The organism is Pseudoxanthomonas sp. z9, assembly GCF_006542425.1.
Classification (GTDB): domain Bacteria; phylum Pseudomonadota; class Gammaproteobacteria; order Xanthomonadales; family Xanthomonadaceae; genus Pseudoxanthomonas_A.
In genome coordinates this window covers 1-13,863 of record NZ_VFID01000016.1, presented here as the reverse complement: position 1 = coordinate 13,863, position 13,863 = coordinate 1, and the positions used below count along the sequence as shown (strand labels likewise).

Annotated in this window: 13 protein-coding genes; 8 read left to right on the top strand and 5 right to left on the bottom strand. The window is 65.8% G+C overall.

The genetic code is table 11. The annotated features are described in order from the left end of the window. Nucleotides 1–221: 221 nt before the first annotated feature. The 4 genes from FG323_RS18015 to FG323_RS18000 all read right to left on the bottom strand — a co-directional run bounded on the left by FG323_RS18015 (nt 222) and on the right by FG323_RS18000 (nt 2,199). The gene (locus FG323_RS18015; RefSeq protein WP_181444289.1) at nt 222–671 is read right to left on the bottom strand and encodes a GNAT family N-acetyltransferase; all 450 of its coding nucleotides are present in this window, start codon (nt 669–671) and stop codon (nt 222–224) included. A gap of 71 nt (nt 672–742) precedes the next feature. Next, entirely contained in the window at nt 743–1,045 is a 303-nt protein-coding gene (locus FG323_RS18010) for a hypothetical protein (RefSeq protein WP_141456106.1), read from the bottom strand. Between the two features lie 194 nt (nt 1,046–1,239). After that, complete coding sequence (locus FG323_RS18005; RefSeq protein ID WP_141456105.1) at nt 1,240–1,581, bottom strand: cupin domain-containing protein; 342 nt, start codon at nt 1,579–1,581, stop codon at nt 1,240–1,242. Between the two features lie 126 nt (nt 1,582–1,707). Next, nucleotides 1,708–2,199, bottom strand: a complete 492-nt coding sequence (locus FG323_RS18000) for a pyridoxamine 5'-phosphate oxidase family protein (protein WP_141456104.1) — start codon at nt 2,197–2,199, stop codon at nt 1,708–1,710. 167 nt (nt 2,200–2,366) lie between these two features. Here FG323_RS18000 and FG323_RS17995 point away from each other — a divergent pair, with 167 nt between their 5' ends. Then, nucleotides 2,367–2,873 (top strand): DNA-binding protein, encoded by a 507-nt coding sequence (locus FG323_RS17995; RefSeq protein ID WP_141456103.1) that lies wholly within the window; start codon nt 2,367–2,369, stop codon nt 2,871–2,873. 126 nt (nt 2,874–2,999) lie between these two features. Here the strand turns inward: FG323_RS17995 and FG323_RS17990 are convergent, their stop codons facing one another. Then, nucleotides 3,000–4,157, bottom strand: coding sequence for a hypothetical protein (locus tag FG323_RS17990; protein ID WP_141456102.1), 1,158 nt, complete (start codon nt 4,155–4,157; stop codon nt 3,000–3,002). A gap of 420 nt (nt 4,158–4,577) precedes the next feature. On the opposite strand from FG323_RS17990, the gene FG323_RS17985 reads away from it, so the two are divergent. The 7 genes from FG323_RS17985 to FG323_RS17955 all read left to right on the top strand — a co-directional run. Further along, nucleotides 4,578–5,807: a hypothetical protein gene (locus tag FG323_RS17985; RefSeq protein ID WP_141456101.1), complete on the top strand. Its 1,230-nt coding sequence runs from the start codon at nt 4,578–4,580 to the stop codon at nt 5,805–5,807. A gap of 3 nt (nt 5,808–5,810) precedes the next feature. Beyond that, nucleotides 5,811–7,547, top strand: a complete 1,737-nt coding sequence (locus tag FG323_RS17980) for a caspase family protein (protein ID WP_141456100.1) — start codon at nt 5,811–5,813, stop codon at nt 7,545–7,547. A 21-nt stretch (nt 7,548–7,568) separates the two neighbouring features. Then, a complete protein-coding gene (locus FG323_RS17975; protein WP_141456099.1) occupies nt 7,569–8,489 on the top strand; it encodes a serine protease in 921 nt (306 codons plus the stop codon). A 558-nt stretch (nt 8,490–9,047) separates the two neighbouring features. After that, a complete protein-coding gene (locus FG323_RS17970; protein WP_181444288.1) occupies nt 9,048–10,406 on the top strand; it encodes an alpha/beta hydrolase in 1,359 nt (452 codons plus the stop codon). Further along, a complete protein-coding gene (locus FG323_RS17965; RefSeq protein WP_181444287.1) occupies nt 10,381–11,718 on the top strand; it encodes an MBL fold metallo-hydrolase in 1,338 nt (445 codons plus the stop codon). The genes FG323_RS17970 and FG323_RS17965 overlap by 26 nt, the downstream gene beginning before the upstream one ends. Nucleotides 11,719–11,720: 2 nt before the next feature. Next, nucleotides 11,721–12,794: a hypothetical protein gene (locus FG323_RS17960; protein ID WP_141456096.1), complete on the top strand. Its 1,074-nt coding sequence runs from the start codon at nt 11,721–11,723 to the stop codon at nt 12,792–12,794. A 12-nt stretch (nt 12,795–12,806) separates the two neighbouring features. Further along, on the top strand, nt 12,807–13,863 hold a 1,057-nt coding region (locus FG323_RS17955), incomplete at its 3' end, for a hypothetical protein (RefSeq protein ID WP_220094205.1).

Sequence of the window (13,863 nt, the reverse complement as noted above, 5' to 3'; positions counted from 1 at the left end):
CTTCATCTCTCAGATTTCTCTCCGCGCCAAAAGCAAATCCCCCGTCACCCGCTTCGCGGGTGCCCGCCCCCTTTTTCAAAGGGGGCTTTTCAAGCGCACCGGTCGCCGCCTTTCCTCCCCCTTCGAAGAAGGGGGACCGAGGGGGATTTGCTTCTGCTTTCCAACACCCACGTCCCTCCTGCCAACGAGGGAAGCTGCTCAAAGTCAGCGGGAAGCAACCCCTAAAGCTGCTTGACGAGGTTATGACTCACCGTCAAATACCCCAGCCGCGCATACAGCGCCTGCGCACCCGCGTTGTGCGCAAACACATGCAAGCCAATCCGATCGATCCCCTGCGCACGCACCTGCGCCTCCATCGCCGCGAATGCGGCAACCGCATAGCCACGACGGCGATGCGCCGGATGCACAAGCACGTCATAGACATGCACCTGGCGCTGCTCGCCTTCGGTGTATACGCCGTACCACAGCGATCCCACCGTGCCTTCCTCGCCGGCAACGATCTCGAACAGACAGTGATCCGGCGTGGCCGCTCCCTGCGGCAGCAATTGCGCGAAGGCTTCCTGCGAACGCTCACGCGCACCTTCGGCGGGCCAGCGTCCGGCAGAGACATTCTCCGCGGCGTAATTTTCCACTGCGACATGCAGGAACGTGCGGAACGCACGCTCGCTCATCGGGACCAGCGAAACTTCGGACATGGGCGAAAGAGACGGGACGGGAGGGCGGACTCTATCCCAGTCCCGCATCAAACGCGTGGCGGCGGCGTAGCAGGCACGGGAATCGCCGGACGGGTCCCGTCGCTCAATGCCATCAACTGGCAGAACGTGGCGTCATAGGCCGCCGCTTCCTCCTGGTAGCCGGCAACGGCCCGCAGCGAACCGCGCGCGGCCAGCTTCTGCGCGACCGCGCGCAAGCGCTCGCCGTCCGGATGGGTCTGCACCAGCGCCGCCATCCAGACGGTCAACGCTTCCAGCTGGCCGATGGCGCGCGCATCGGTGGCTTCCAGCCGGCACAGGTGGGTATGGATCTGGGTGTCTGACAACAGCATGCAATCGACTTCCGACATAAGGGGTTCACCGCCGCAAAGCCCCCTCTCCGCGCCGTTGGTTTCCCTCACGCGGCGGGCAAGACGGATCGGACAGGCCGCGCGCGCCGTGGTCATTCACCGTTCGGGCGGGTGAAGCCGGAACTGAATATCCGGCTCCCCGTATTCAGCCACATGGGCCGGCCCGCCCAATTCCATCAGCCCTCGCCCGCCGGCAGGGTCTCCTCGTCCTGGTCGTAGGCCGGTGGGTAATAGAAGTTGAGCGTCTTCAGGAAGGTCCGCCCGGTATTGCGGATCTCGTGGCGCTCGCCGTGTTCGATTACCAGCAGGCTACCCGCGCGCAACGTCTGCCGCTCGCCTTCGATGGTCGCCACGCCGGTCCCCGACACCACATACAACCATTGGTCCGCGCCGCGATGCCGGTTGTCCGGCCCGCCCTCGGCCTCGCCCGGCGCGATCACCATCTCCGCCGCCTGCACCTCCCGCACCGCGAACGCGGTGCGAAAGCCTTGTCCGAAACGCAGGTGTTTGTATTGCATACCGGTTCCAATGACCTTGTCCTGACGACCGTGAAGCTCCCTTCCCCCGCGCGCGGGGGAAGGTGCCCGAAGGGCGGATGGGGGCAAACCGTCCAGCATCCGCTATGACAGCCTCACTCCAACCCCTCAATGCCGCAGATTCACCTCAGCCACGCGATCGCGGTAATGCTTCTTCGGATCCATGCCCAGCATCAGCTTCACCCCGGCCAGCATCGGGTTCTCGTTCAACCAGATTTCCGCGTGCTCGGCATCGAAGCGCAGCAGGGCCAATCGTGGATCCTCCATCCCGCCTTCGTACCAGGCGGCCAAATAGGGATTCCACAACCGGTCGACCACCTCGCGATCCGTATGCTCCACCAGCATCCCGTTGACGCTGGCGAACAAGTCATGACCCTTCGCGCAGAACGTGGCGATGGCACGCTGCGGCGTGCCCACGCGCTGTGCCAGGCGATTGTCGGTGGTGGTGAAGAACCAGATGGGGCCGTGCCCCTCGTCCTCCATCTGCGCCGTCATCGGCCGGGTATGACCATCCTCGGCCCCCTCCAGGCCAATCATCACGACCATGTCGGACTTCAGCAGCTTCCAGAATTTCTTTTCGAGTTCCTGTGGCGTATGCATGACGATACTCCCTCGAAACAGGTGGCTTCACGCTAGTCCCGCGAATGTCACGCCGCCGTCAAGCAAGCGTTATCGCCGTGATAGTCGTGCCCGCCAGCGCGCATCCTTCGCCGCCTGTTCACGCGCACGGGACTAACACAGGCACGTTGTCCGAAGGAGACGCCGCCATGCCGGAAGCAAAGACCCGCCGCGCCGTCGAACGCGACAAGCGCGAAGGAAAGTCGGCCAGTACCCAGGCCGGCGAATTCGTCCGCGAGGAAATCGAACACGTCCGGGAAGGCAAGCACGGTGTCCAGAACACCCAGCAGGCCATCGCCATCGGCCTGTCCAAGGCCCGCCGCGCCGGCATCGACGTCGAACCCGGCGACACCGCCTCGCCGGCGATCAAGAAGAAAGCCCGCAAGGACATCGCCAAGAGCAGGAAAACCGCTACAAAGCGCCCCGCCGCCAAGCGCTCGGCCGGCGCCAGGAAGGCACTGAAGACTGCCAGCAAGAAGGTCGCAAAGAAGGCCGTCAGCCACACCGCCCTGTCCAAACAGGCCAAGAAGGCGGCCAGCAAGCGCACCGCCGCCGACCGTTCCGCCGCGGCAAGGAAAGCCGCCCGCACCAAGGGCCCCGCCAAGCGCTCGGCCGCCGCGAAGAAGGCGGCGCGTACCCGCAAAAAGGCGTCCTGATCAACTGGTGGGTCTCGGCCCACCATTGCCATGCCTGCACGTCGATGGCCCCGGGGTGGCGTTCAAGCGAACGACAGGAGCATCGGCCGCCCGGCACCGCGATGGTGGGCCAAGGCCCACCCCGCCTCAGCGCTTGTCAGCTTCCATCACTCGGAACTGCGCCATGCGCTGGGCAAGCCAATCGGCCAACGCCGCAGCCTGCACGTCATTGAGAACATCGTTGTGGCCGGCCGACACATCCTTGCCGGTTTGCATCACCCAGACTGCCTTCCTGGCCTGTTCCTGGCACTGCTCACCGGTGCCGATCGCCTCGATCATCATGCGTCCCCCCAGACTGAGTTGACAGTCCGGTTCCGTCACCGTGCACGCATCACCGCTGCAGGCGCGCACCGAATGGCTGACCCAATCCCGATTGAACCCTATCGCCCGCTTCCAGAACGCAAACGGAAACAGATAGCGCACCGGAACATCAGCGGTGGACTGCAGGACGATGATGCGTCGCGAGCCATCGGGCGCGGCACGCAAGGCTGTCGCCATGCTCACCTGCCTACCGGAAAACGCCTGGCGTGAGCGCGCTTTCTCCTCCAGGCGTGCCTTGATTTTTTCCAGTTCTTCCGCCCTGGCCGCAGGGTTGATCATGATGTATTCAAGCGTCGTATCCGGCGCGTCCTCCATCCATTCCTTCACTGCCCACAGGACCGCCGACCCTCCCAGGCTGTGGCCGATCACGAATACCTGGCGCTTCGGATCCTGCGTCCGCAACCAGGCGACCACCTCCCGCAGTCCCTGCTTGCCTACCTGCTCAGAGGCGTGCTTGCGGTCGCGAATGGTGAGGAAATCACTGGGTTCCCACGGGATGAAGGTATCGATCGAATCGCCTCGCCATCCCACATAGATTGCGTTGACCGGTCCCGCCTTCTCAACGTTCTCCAACCGGGCCAGGAACGCCGTGAACTTCTGGTAATTGCTGTCGTAAGGCCCGCCCCCCTTGCAGGCAGGCTCGCCGGCCTGCTGCCGGCAGGCATTGTGGTGCCAACCGTGCACGAACAGCACCACCGGGCGAGTTGGCGTCGCTGCCATCCACTGCGCCATCTTCTGCATCTGCGCAGGCTGATAGAGCTGCCCGCGATCATCCGCCTCGAACACCATCATCTGGCTCTGCAACCCGGTCTGCACCGGTGCCGGCTCATTGAGTCCCCACCATTCCCGGTCCGGAATCGTCCGGCAACCCACCAGCAGCAACACCCCAAGCGCTACCGCGCCCAACTTTCCCCAGATGCGCATGCGACGTCCCTTTCCGTTGGCTCCAACCGGCGCCAACGCATGGATGGACCGCACACGGCCACATCCGCGCCGGACTGCCCGGAATGACTGCCCGGAAAGCCCGACTTGCCTACCCCTGCAGGTGCCGTCCGTCGCCTGCTCCGGCACGGGCACCATGCCCCTCTTGTCCGCGCCGCCGTTTCCGGTATAGCGTGCGGTCGATTCTGCCGCGCAGGGGAAACCGGCAGTCTCCCGACCCGACCACTCATGGCAACAGCGCCAATACCGGTCGCCGCAAGGCACCGTGTTTCCGCGTCAGCTGCCATCGCAGTAGTGCCGGTCATCACGCTGCACAGGGAAAGAACCGTTGCGACATGCACGACCAGCGCCGTCTTTCGCGGACGCGCTGGCACAGGAACCGCATCCAAGGAGGAGTGTTTGATGAAAGTCCATTGCCTGGCTCCCTGCCTCTTGTTCTGGCTGGGGACCTTTCCGTTTGCCCATGCGCAGGAAAGCACCGACAAGAACGCAGACCTGCAGGCACAGATCGATCGCCTGACCAAGCAGGCCGAACTCAACAAGCTGACCTACGGCACGCCTTCGGAAGGCAAGGCTGGCGACGTGACCGGACCGGAAAACGTCAAGGGACTAGCCCAGCAACGCGTGCTCGCCCTTTCCGCCGCCACGGGACAGGATCTCGGCCGCCGGATTCGCGCACAAGCCGCTGCGCAGGCGTGTACCAATGTCCTGCTGACCGACGATGCCGACCATGCCACCAAACAGGTCCTGGCCCTGTCGATACAACAGAAGCTGGACGCAATGGGCCGGGAAATCGACAAACTGGATGACCTCGCGTCGAAGTACAACGCAAAGAGCCGAAGTGGTCTGGTGGCCTCGGTGGGCATCATCACCGGTATCGCCCAATCCCTGGTCAGCGTCTGGAAACTCTTCCAGTCCAACTATGCGGTTAGCAGCTTTACCACCACGCGGGACGCCGACTGGACCGAAGCCAACATCCGTACCGGGTATCTTGCTGACAAGACGACGGCTGCCCCTGCCTTGCTGTCCACCCGCTATCCCTCCTTCGCCCAAGCCAATGCCAATATCAAGCAACTGGACGATTGGTTGGACAGTGCGACACGCGCACGCGACAAGATCCAGCAGAAAACCAAGGACTCCAAGAAACCGGCGGATGTGCAGGCACGCGCCTATGCCGAAGAAGTCGTCAAGGCGATTACCGGCATGCGCACCGCCCTGGTCGGAGCCGACGCCTCGGTCATGGCGCCTATCGCCGCATTGACGCCCTATCTGGCCAACCAGAAGGCCAAGGGCTGCACGGTCCGCTGGAAGGACAACACGCCCGAGGGCGTTGCAATGACCAAGGACACTCTCTGGGGCAAGCGCGGCCGCGTCTATCTGAATCACGCGGTGCAACTGTCCGCCATCGTTCTGAGCGACGACGGCGTGCCCATGTCCGCGCTGTGCCAGCAGCGCTCCATGGCCGCCACGATCAAACTGTCCGCGCTGACCAAGGGGGACCCCGATGCTGCCGGAGGGTCCTGGACCGGCATGGAACGCCTGTCGTCACCGGTCGACTGCGGGATGTTCCCGGCCGGCACCGATGCAAACCAGGGCCCCGCCGGCAATGCGCAGCCTCCTGCCGTGAGCTGAGCCATGCGAGGAAACTGCTTTCGCTGGCGCTGCATCGCGGCAGTGTTGGCAAGCGGCCTTGGGGTCGCAGCCAATGCCTGGGCCGACGACACGGAAGCGCTCAGGATCGCCCAGGCCCCGCGGCGCCTGGCCCTGGTGGTGGGCAATGCGGGCTACCAGCACCTTTCTTCCATTCCCAGCGCGGAGGTGGATGCCAGGCGAATGGAGGCGCTGCTGAGGGATCTGCAGTTCCAGGTGTCGCCCATCGCCACGATGACCTCGGCGGTGTCCTTTGAAGAAACCACGCTGCCCGACTTCCGCCGCAAGATCGAGGAAGGCGACATCGTGGTGGTCTATTTCTCCGGCCATGGTTTCTCCTACGGGCAGAACAACTACCTGGCCGGAACCGATACCCCGCTGCAACTGGACGAGCAGAACCTTCCGGACCATGCGGTGGCGGTGGAATCGCTGGAATCGTACTTGGCCAAGAAACGACCCGGCCTGTTGCTCTTCATCGTGGATGCCTGCCGGACCATCGGTGGTTTCGTCATCAAGGACAGGCAGCATCAATATGGCGTGGAAAAAGGCTACATGCCCGTCCAGCATGCCGACAGCGGTGTCAATACGCTGGTGGCCTACGGCTCGCGTCTGGGAACCGCGGCCCTGGGCTCGAGCGAGGCGACGCGCCCCAGCACCTTCACCGAAGCGCTGTTGAACAATCTGCCCCGCCAGCCCGGCGAGTTCGGTAGCGTCTTCAACGATGTCAGCGCCCGCGTCACCATTGCCACTGGTTCGACGCAACAGCCCGGCGTGCTGGACTGGTCGGACAGCGATTTCTATTTCCTGCCCGATGACAGGGTGAGTGCGAGGGAACGCGAAGCATGGCTGAGCGCGCTGGAATCGGGCATCCGCGAACAGGTCCTTTACTTCAGCCGGCGCTTTTCCACCAGCCACTACGCCCACGCGGCGCGGCAATGGCTGAGCACGCATGACAAGGATGAACCTGCCTACACCCTGGTGTTTCCGCCCGCCGTGGAGGCGAGCTGGAGCATCAACACGCCGGTCGGCATCAGCCGTGCGGATTTCGGCCTGGCCTATGCGCGCCTGCATCGAGTGATCGACGAGATCACGCAGGCCGGGCCGACCTGGAACCCGGATACGGTGGGCCTGGTGGCTGCTTCCACGAAGGCACCCGCGCTTTCGCCCGCGTTGCTGGAAACCCTCAAATCCAATCTGCAATCCCAGGCCTCGCTGGTCGCCAGTACCAACCTGATCGCGTACGCCGGGCCGGATACGTCCTCCGGGATTGAAAGCCGGGTGACGAAAGGCGACTACCTGCAGTTTGTCGATTTCGTCGAGAGTTCCGGCACGCATTCGCTGTGGATGCAGGTGCGCAAGCCCGACGACAAGCTGATCTATATTCCCGCGCCGGACAAGCCGCTGGCCCCGATGAGCATCGGGCACCCGCTCGATGAGGTCATTGCCCGGACAGCGCCCGGCGACCTGCCGGAACTGATCGACGAGTCCGCCATTCAACAGGAGTTCCAGCAATTCAAGGCCGCAAGGAAGTCGGTCAGTTGGGTTTCCATTGCCTACGAACCATCCGATCGCAAGGAGCTCCAGCTTCAGCGGCAGGCGCGCGCCGCCCATACCCTGCGCGTCCTCAAGAAACAGGGCGTTCCCGGCGTCCAGATCACCACCACCGAGGTGCCGCAGAGTGGACTGGGTGACGGGGTGCGGGTGCGCTTCTTCGGTTATTGACCTCCCAGACAAGGAATCGCCATGGACATGCTCAGTCGTTGCTTCACCGCTTCACTCCTGCTGGTCGCCATCGCCTCCACCGCCTTTGCCCAGCAGCCGGCTTCGCGCGAAAGCCTGTTGACCGGCCGTACCGCGTCACAACCGGTACTGGACGCCATCGAGGTCTATCTCGACAAGAAAGAGAAGAAGATCGTCGGTGGCAAGCCGGCCAAGGCCGGCCAGTTTCCCTGGCAGGTGGCCTTGCTGGTAGCCCGCGTGCCAGATGCCTACGACGCGCATTTTTGTGGCGGCAGCGTGCACACCGAGCGCTGGATTGTCACCGCGGCCCATTGCGTCCATGACACCGAAGCCGCGGACATCGCCATTGTCGCCGGTACGCATCGGTTGAATGCGGAAGCGCCCGAGCGCATCGCCGTCAGCCGCATCCTGGTCCATGAGGACTATGACGATGAAACCTACGACAACGACATCGCCCTCCTGGAACTGGAGAAACCACTCGCGCTGGGCGATCGGATACGGGTCATTCCCCTGCTGGGTACCGGCGATGAACCCGCGACCCTCAAGCCGGGAGCGCTCCTGACGGTCTCAGGCTGGGGAAGGACGCAACAGGATGGCGAAGGCACGTCCGCGCTGCAGTACGTGGATATTCCCTTCGTTGAACGCAAGACCTGCAATCGCGCGCTCGCCTATGACGGCGCCGTTACCGAGCGGATGATCTGTGCCGGCGTGGCGGCCGGCGGCAAGGACAGTTGCCAGGGCGACAGTGGCGGACCGTTGGCCGCAAACGCAGGCAGCCAGCCTCGCCTGGCAGGCGTGGTCAGCTGGGGAGAGGGCTGCGCCCAGGCCAACAAGGTGGGGGTCTACACCCGCGTCAGCCAGTTCACTGGCTGGGTTTCGACCTGCACGACCGATACCGCCCGGTGCAAAGCCAAGCATCGGTGATCATCGCGCGCACGGACAGGCGCTCCCTTTCCGGCCGGCCCGCTTCCCACGGGTAGCGGGCCTTGCGGGGTGGGCTGGAAACAGGCGTTCTTCAGCCGCAGGGCGACCAGCGCTCCCCTCACGCCTGGCAGGTACCGGCAGCGGGTACGGATTTGCGCAATCGAATGCGCAGATTCCATGCTCCCGCGCCATCGGTTGTCCTCCTGTCCTGACGGATGACGGTTCACGAAAGGCGGGCCCGTCCTCGACATGCGCCCACCGTCCGTCGGATCGGCGCCGGTTTTGATTGCGGCCCGCGTTGGCTACTGATAAATCGCAGGCTCGCGCCGTGGTGGGGATACAGGGGCCGGCGCGCGGCTGACAAAGACTGGATGCTTGCCGTCGCATCGTCACGGAGGTCGTTGTGCGAAAGTCGCCCCTGGATCCGCGCCCGGAGTGGCGCCCGTCGCGCATGGTCGCGCCCGTTCCGCCATCGCCGTGGAACCGCCCGTCATCCCCCTGCGCCGGGAGGCCGTCATGAAACGGCGTCCGCGTTCGCGTGGGTGGAGCCTTTCCCTCATGGTCCTGGTCCTCGCGCTGACGATACTGGGCGCCGTCAGTTGCGTTCCCGGCAAGACCTACCGCACCCAGCTCAAGACGGCGGACTACTGCGTCGCCCGCGACATGCGCGATTGCCCCCGCGATGCACTGCATCTGGTGGCCGGCGCGCCGCAGGGCGTGTCGTCTCCCCTGCTGGGTTTCGTCGAGTTCGATGACCAGGGCTACCTGCGCGAACCGGTGCTCAAGGATCAGCTGGTCCGCCATCTGGGCAGCCTGGCCACCACGCGTCCGCTGCTCATCGTCGTGTTCACCCATGGCTGGAAACACAATGCCGATCCGGCCGACGGCAACGTCGCCGCCTTCAGCCAACTGCTGCTCGACCTGGCCGCCGCGGACGCGGAAGGCTGTGCCAACACGCCCTGCCAATCGCGGCAGGTGGTCGGTGTCTATCTCGGCTGGCGCGGACTCTCCAACCGCCTGGAACCGTTCAAGACGCTGAGCTTCTGGGATCGCAAGGGACGCGCGCACCGCGTGGGCGGAGACGGCGTCACCGAAGTGCTGGCCGAACTGGCCAAGATCAACGCCCGGGATCGGGAGAGCCGGCTCGTCATCATGGGCCACAGCTTCGGCGGCGCGGTGGTCTACAACGCCGTCAACCAGATGCTCATCCGCGATACCGCATTCCTCAACCGCGACCGCGTGGCCCGCAACGTCGCCGACCTGATCGTGCTGGTCAATCCGGCCTTCGAGGCGGCGCGATTCAATGCCATCCAGCGCAAGGCCTCCGGCTTCACCTTCGTCCCGAAGCAGAAGCCGATCCTGGCCATCTTCACCTCCGAGGCAGACACCGCGACCAAGCGCGCGTTCCCGGCCGGACGCGCGTTGTCCACGCTGTTTTCCGAGCACCGCGATGCGCGCCAGCGCAGCCAGAACATCCGCGCCATCGGCCACTACGCGCCCTTCCAGACCCATACGCTGACCGAAAACAGGGGCGCCACCACCGCCAGCCTCGGGGAATTCGCCTGCGCGTGGCAGGCCTACAGCCGTGGCGACACGGATCACTGGGCGGTAGGCCCGGTGGCGTTGAACCGGATGGCGCCGCCGGACTCCGGTTCCCGGCGCTTCAACCCCTATCTGGTCGTGCGGGTGGAGAAGGGCATCATCTCCGGCCACAACGACATCTGGGGCGAGGCGTTCTCCGATTTCGTCTATCGCTTCGTCGCCGTGCAGGACTACCGCACCTGCCCGTCGGCCGATGCCACACCCGATCCGTCGACATCCCCCGCGGAAGCTGCACCCACAGACGCCGCCCCCACGGAAGCATCGCCCACGGAAGCAACGGAGGTTGCCGATGAACGATCCGCGCGCCAGCCGTAAACGTCCGCTCCTGGCCGCCGGATTGGCGCTGGCCCTGGGCGCCTGCGCCACCGCGCCGGCCAACCGGGAACCTCCCGCCGCAACCGCATCCCCCGAGCCCTCCCCTGCAACGGCATCCGAGCCCACGCGCGATACCCACCCCACCGCAGTGGACGGCGCGGCAGCGCAGGACTCGGCCACCGTCACCCCGGTTCGCCCCGACGCCCCGCCCCGCCACACCGTCGTCCCGCGCAGCTATCCGGAACCGGCCACACCCGCCGGCCTGCCGATGGCCAGCGCGGATCCGTCCACGATGGTGGCGCACTTCATCAACGTCGGCCAGGGCGACGCCATCCTGCTGGAGTTCTCTTGCGGCGCCGTCCTCATCGATACCGGCGGCGAGCGCACCACGCGCGCGCGCGGCAGCGATTTGCTGCGCAGTTACCTGGAAGAATTCTTCGGCCGCCGCCACGATCTGTCGCGCACCCTGGATCTGGTCGTCCTGTCGCATCCGCACTCCGACCATACCGACGGCGCATCGGCCCTGGTGGAAGCCGATCCTGCCTTCGACGTGCTCAACCTGCTCGACGACGGCGAACCCGGCAGCCACGACTCCGGCCGCAAGGGCCAACTCGCCCTGCAACGCTATGTCGCCGAGAACGAAGGCGGCTACGTCGGCCTGAGCGAGTCCGACGTCAAGAATGTCTCCGGGGTCAGCAACGCGGTCATCGACCCCGTCGACTGCCGTCGCACCGGCGGCATCGACCCGAAAATCGTGGCCTTGTGGGGACGCGTGGATCTGGATGTGGGCTGGGCCAATGATCGCAACAACGACAGCGTCGTGGTGCGGGTGGATTTCGGCAAAGCTTCCTTCCTGTTCGTGGGCGACATGGAGCACCAGGGCCTGTCGGCGATGCTGGAGTCCTACGAGGCGGACCCGCGCATCTTCGACGTCGACGTGCTGAAGGTCGGCCACCACGGCTCGATGAACGCGACCACGCCGGACTTTGTCCGCGCCACCAGCCCGAAGATCGCGGTCATCCAGGCCGGTGACACGGCCTTCATCAACGAACCCCACAACGCCTACGTCTACGGCCATCCGAACCGCGCCGCGATACGGATGCTGCTGGCCGACGACGGCGGCGTATCGATGGCGCGCGAACCCACCCAGGTACGCGTGGGCATCAAGGGAAAAGGTCTGGGCGCCGATGCACCGCCGCCGCAGTTCACCCGCATGCGGCTGGACAAGGCCATCTACAGCAACAGCTGGGACGGCAACATCGCCGTCGTGGCACAGGCCGATGGCACGCTCGAAGTGGAGACCGAGTACTGAGCATGGGCAGCCGGGCGCCCCGTTCCGAATCGCCGGGATCCGTCGAGGGCCTGTCCTCCGATCTGCGCGCCGCCAAAACCGAAGCCAGCGACCGCTACTTCGCCAAGGCCTCGCGACACCCGCTCGCGCCCTTCATCCTCCGTCGCGCGCTCGCCGGTTTGCGGGAGGTCGGTGGTCACCAGATCCACGCCATCGGCATCGGCTACAAGCTGACCAACGGCAAGCCGGGCGACGCGTTGTGCGTGCGCTTCTATGTCTCCCAGAAACTGCCAAAGCGCCTGCTGTCCGCCCGGGCGCGCATCAACACGCACATCGACGGCATCGACACCGACGTCATCGAAGCCGCGCCCGCCTTCCCGGCCATGCCGCTGGCCTGCTCGCGCGCGCGCCGCCAGCACAAGCGTCCGCTGCGCCCCGGCGCATCGATCGGGCTGGAGACGGTGGCCGGCGGCACGCTCGCCTTCCGCTGCACGTCCCGGCTTGCCCCGGAACGCGGCCAGACGCTGCTGCTGAGCAACAGCCATGTCTTCTCCGACTACGGCGCCGCGCCCCCGGGTTCGGTCATCTACCAGCCTTCGCTCGCCGATGGCGGAATGCCGCAGGACCGCGTGGGCCTGCTCCTGCGATCGGTGCCCCTCCAGGCCGGCGTGCTGGCCACCAACCAGGTGGACGCCGCCGTGGCCGTGCTGGACCACGGCATCGGTGTGGATGCGGACATCTGCACCGTGGGCGCCGTGCAGGGCATCGCGCCACCCGCGGTGGGTCAACTGGTGCACAAGCACGCCCGCACCACCGGCTATTCCTCCGGCGTGGTGGACGACATCGCGTGCGACGTGCTGCTGCCGCTGTCGCGGGCCGCGCCGGAGCGGCAGGCCCGCTTCGTCAACCAGATCCGCATTCGCGCGCGGGCCGGCGCGTCGCTGTTCGCGCAGTTGGGTGACAGCGGCGCCCTCATCGTCGAAAAACCCGGCAACCGCGCGATCGGCCTGCTGTTCGCCTGCCCCGACAACGGTACGCACGCGTTCGCCAACCCGATTCGCGCGGTGCTTGACCAACTGGACATCGACCTCGGCTAAGGAGAACCCGTCATGAAGGCCAGCCTGCGTTTCGCCGCGTGCCTGCTGCTAGTCCTGTCCGGAACCTCGGATGCACCGGCACAGGAGTCCGTGGTGCGGAGCGACGCCCTCCGCGAGCTGCGCGCACAGGACACGCTTTCTTCCGGCATGGTCCAGCGGATGCGCGGTTCCACCCTTCCGCTGGAGGAGGTCACCCGGGTTCGCGACAGCGAGTTGCGGGAAGCCATCAACCGCGCGGCAAGCGAGCGCGAGCCGGTCACCCGCGTTCCTGCCGCCACGGAGGTGCAGCCGGCACCCGCGCCGGCGTCCGCCGAGCCTCCGGCCGCAGCCTCGGCCGCGACCACGCCCATGCTCGATCTGGCCGCGCTGCGGCAACAGGCGGGCGTGGGAACCGTGGAGCTGTATCAGACCGGCCGCAAGCTGGATATCGAAGGCACCGCCGCGATTCCGCTGGAACAGGGCCAGATCGTCGCGGTGCGGGATCCCTCCGCGCAACCGGTGACGGTGAAGGACAGCAACGGCACCCAGTCGGCCTCGCCCACCCGGCTGATTGCGCTCGATGCGCTGGGCAAGCTGCGCCAGCTGGCGCTGGTGCATCGCGTCCAGGGCCTGACCTGGAACCGCGACATGGGCCGCTTCACCGGCGTCCTGCTGGTGGGCCTGATTGACCGCGAACGTCCCGGCGAACAGGCCCGATTGCCGGAAGCCATCGCGGTGCAACTGCTCGCCGCCGGCGCCCTGCTCAATCCGCAGGAACTGGCCATCGATCGGATTGGGGGTCGGCTGGAAAGGATCGACGTCTCCATCGCCGATCCCGATGATCCCTTCACGGTGCAACTGGTCTCCCCGGTCGATCAGGACGTGCCGCAGGCCGTCGTGCCCCTGCACCGCATTCCCCTGGTCATCATGGCGCCCGCGCAGATCGACGCCTTCGGCATCGGGGTCAGCGACATCACTGTGCGTGGCCGCAGTGGCCACCTGCATCCGGGCGATGTCGTAACCCTGGATCTGGACAACGGTGCGCTGGATGCCACCTCGCTAACGGTCGGCCCCACCGGCGTGGCGACCA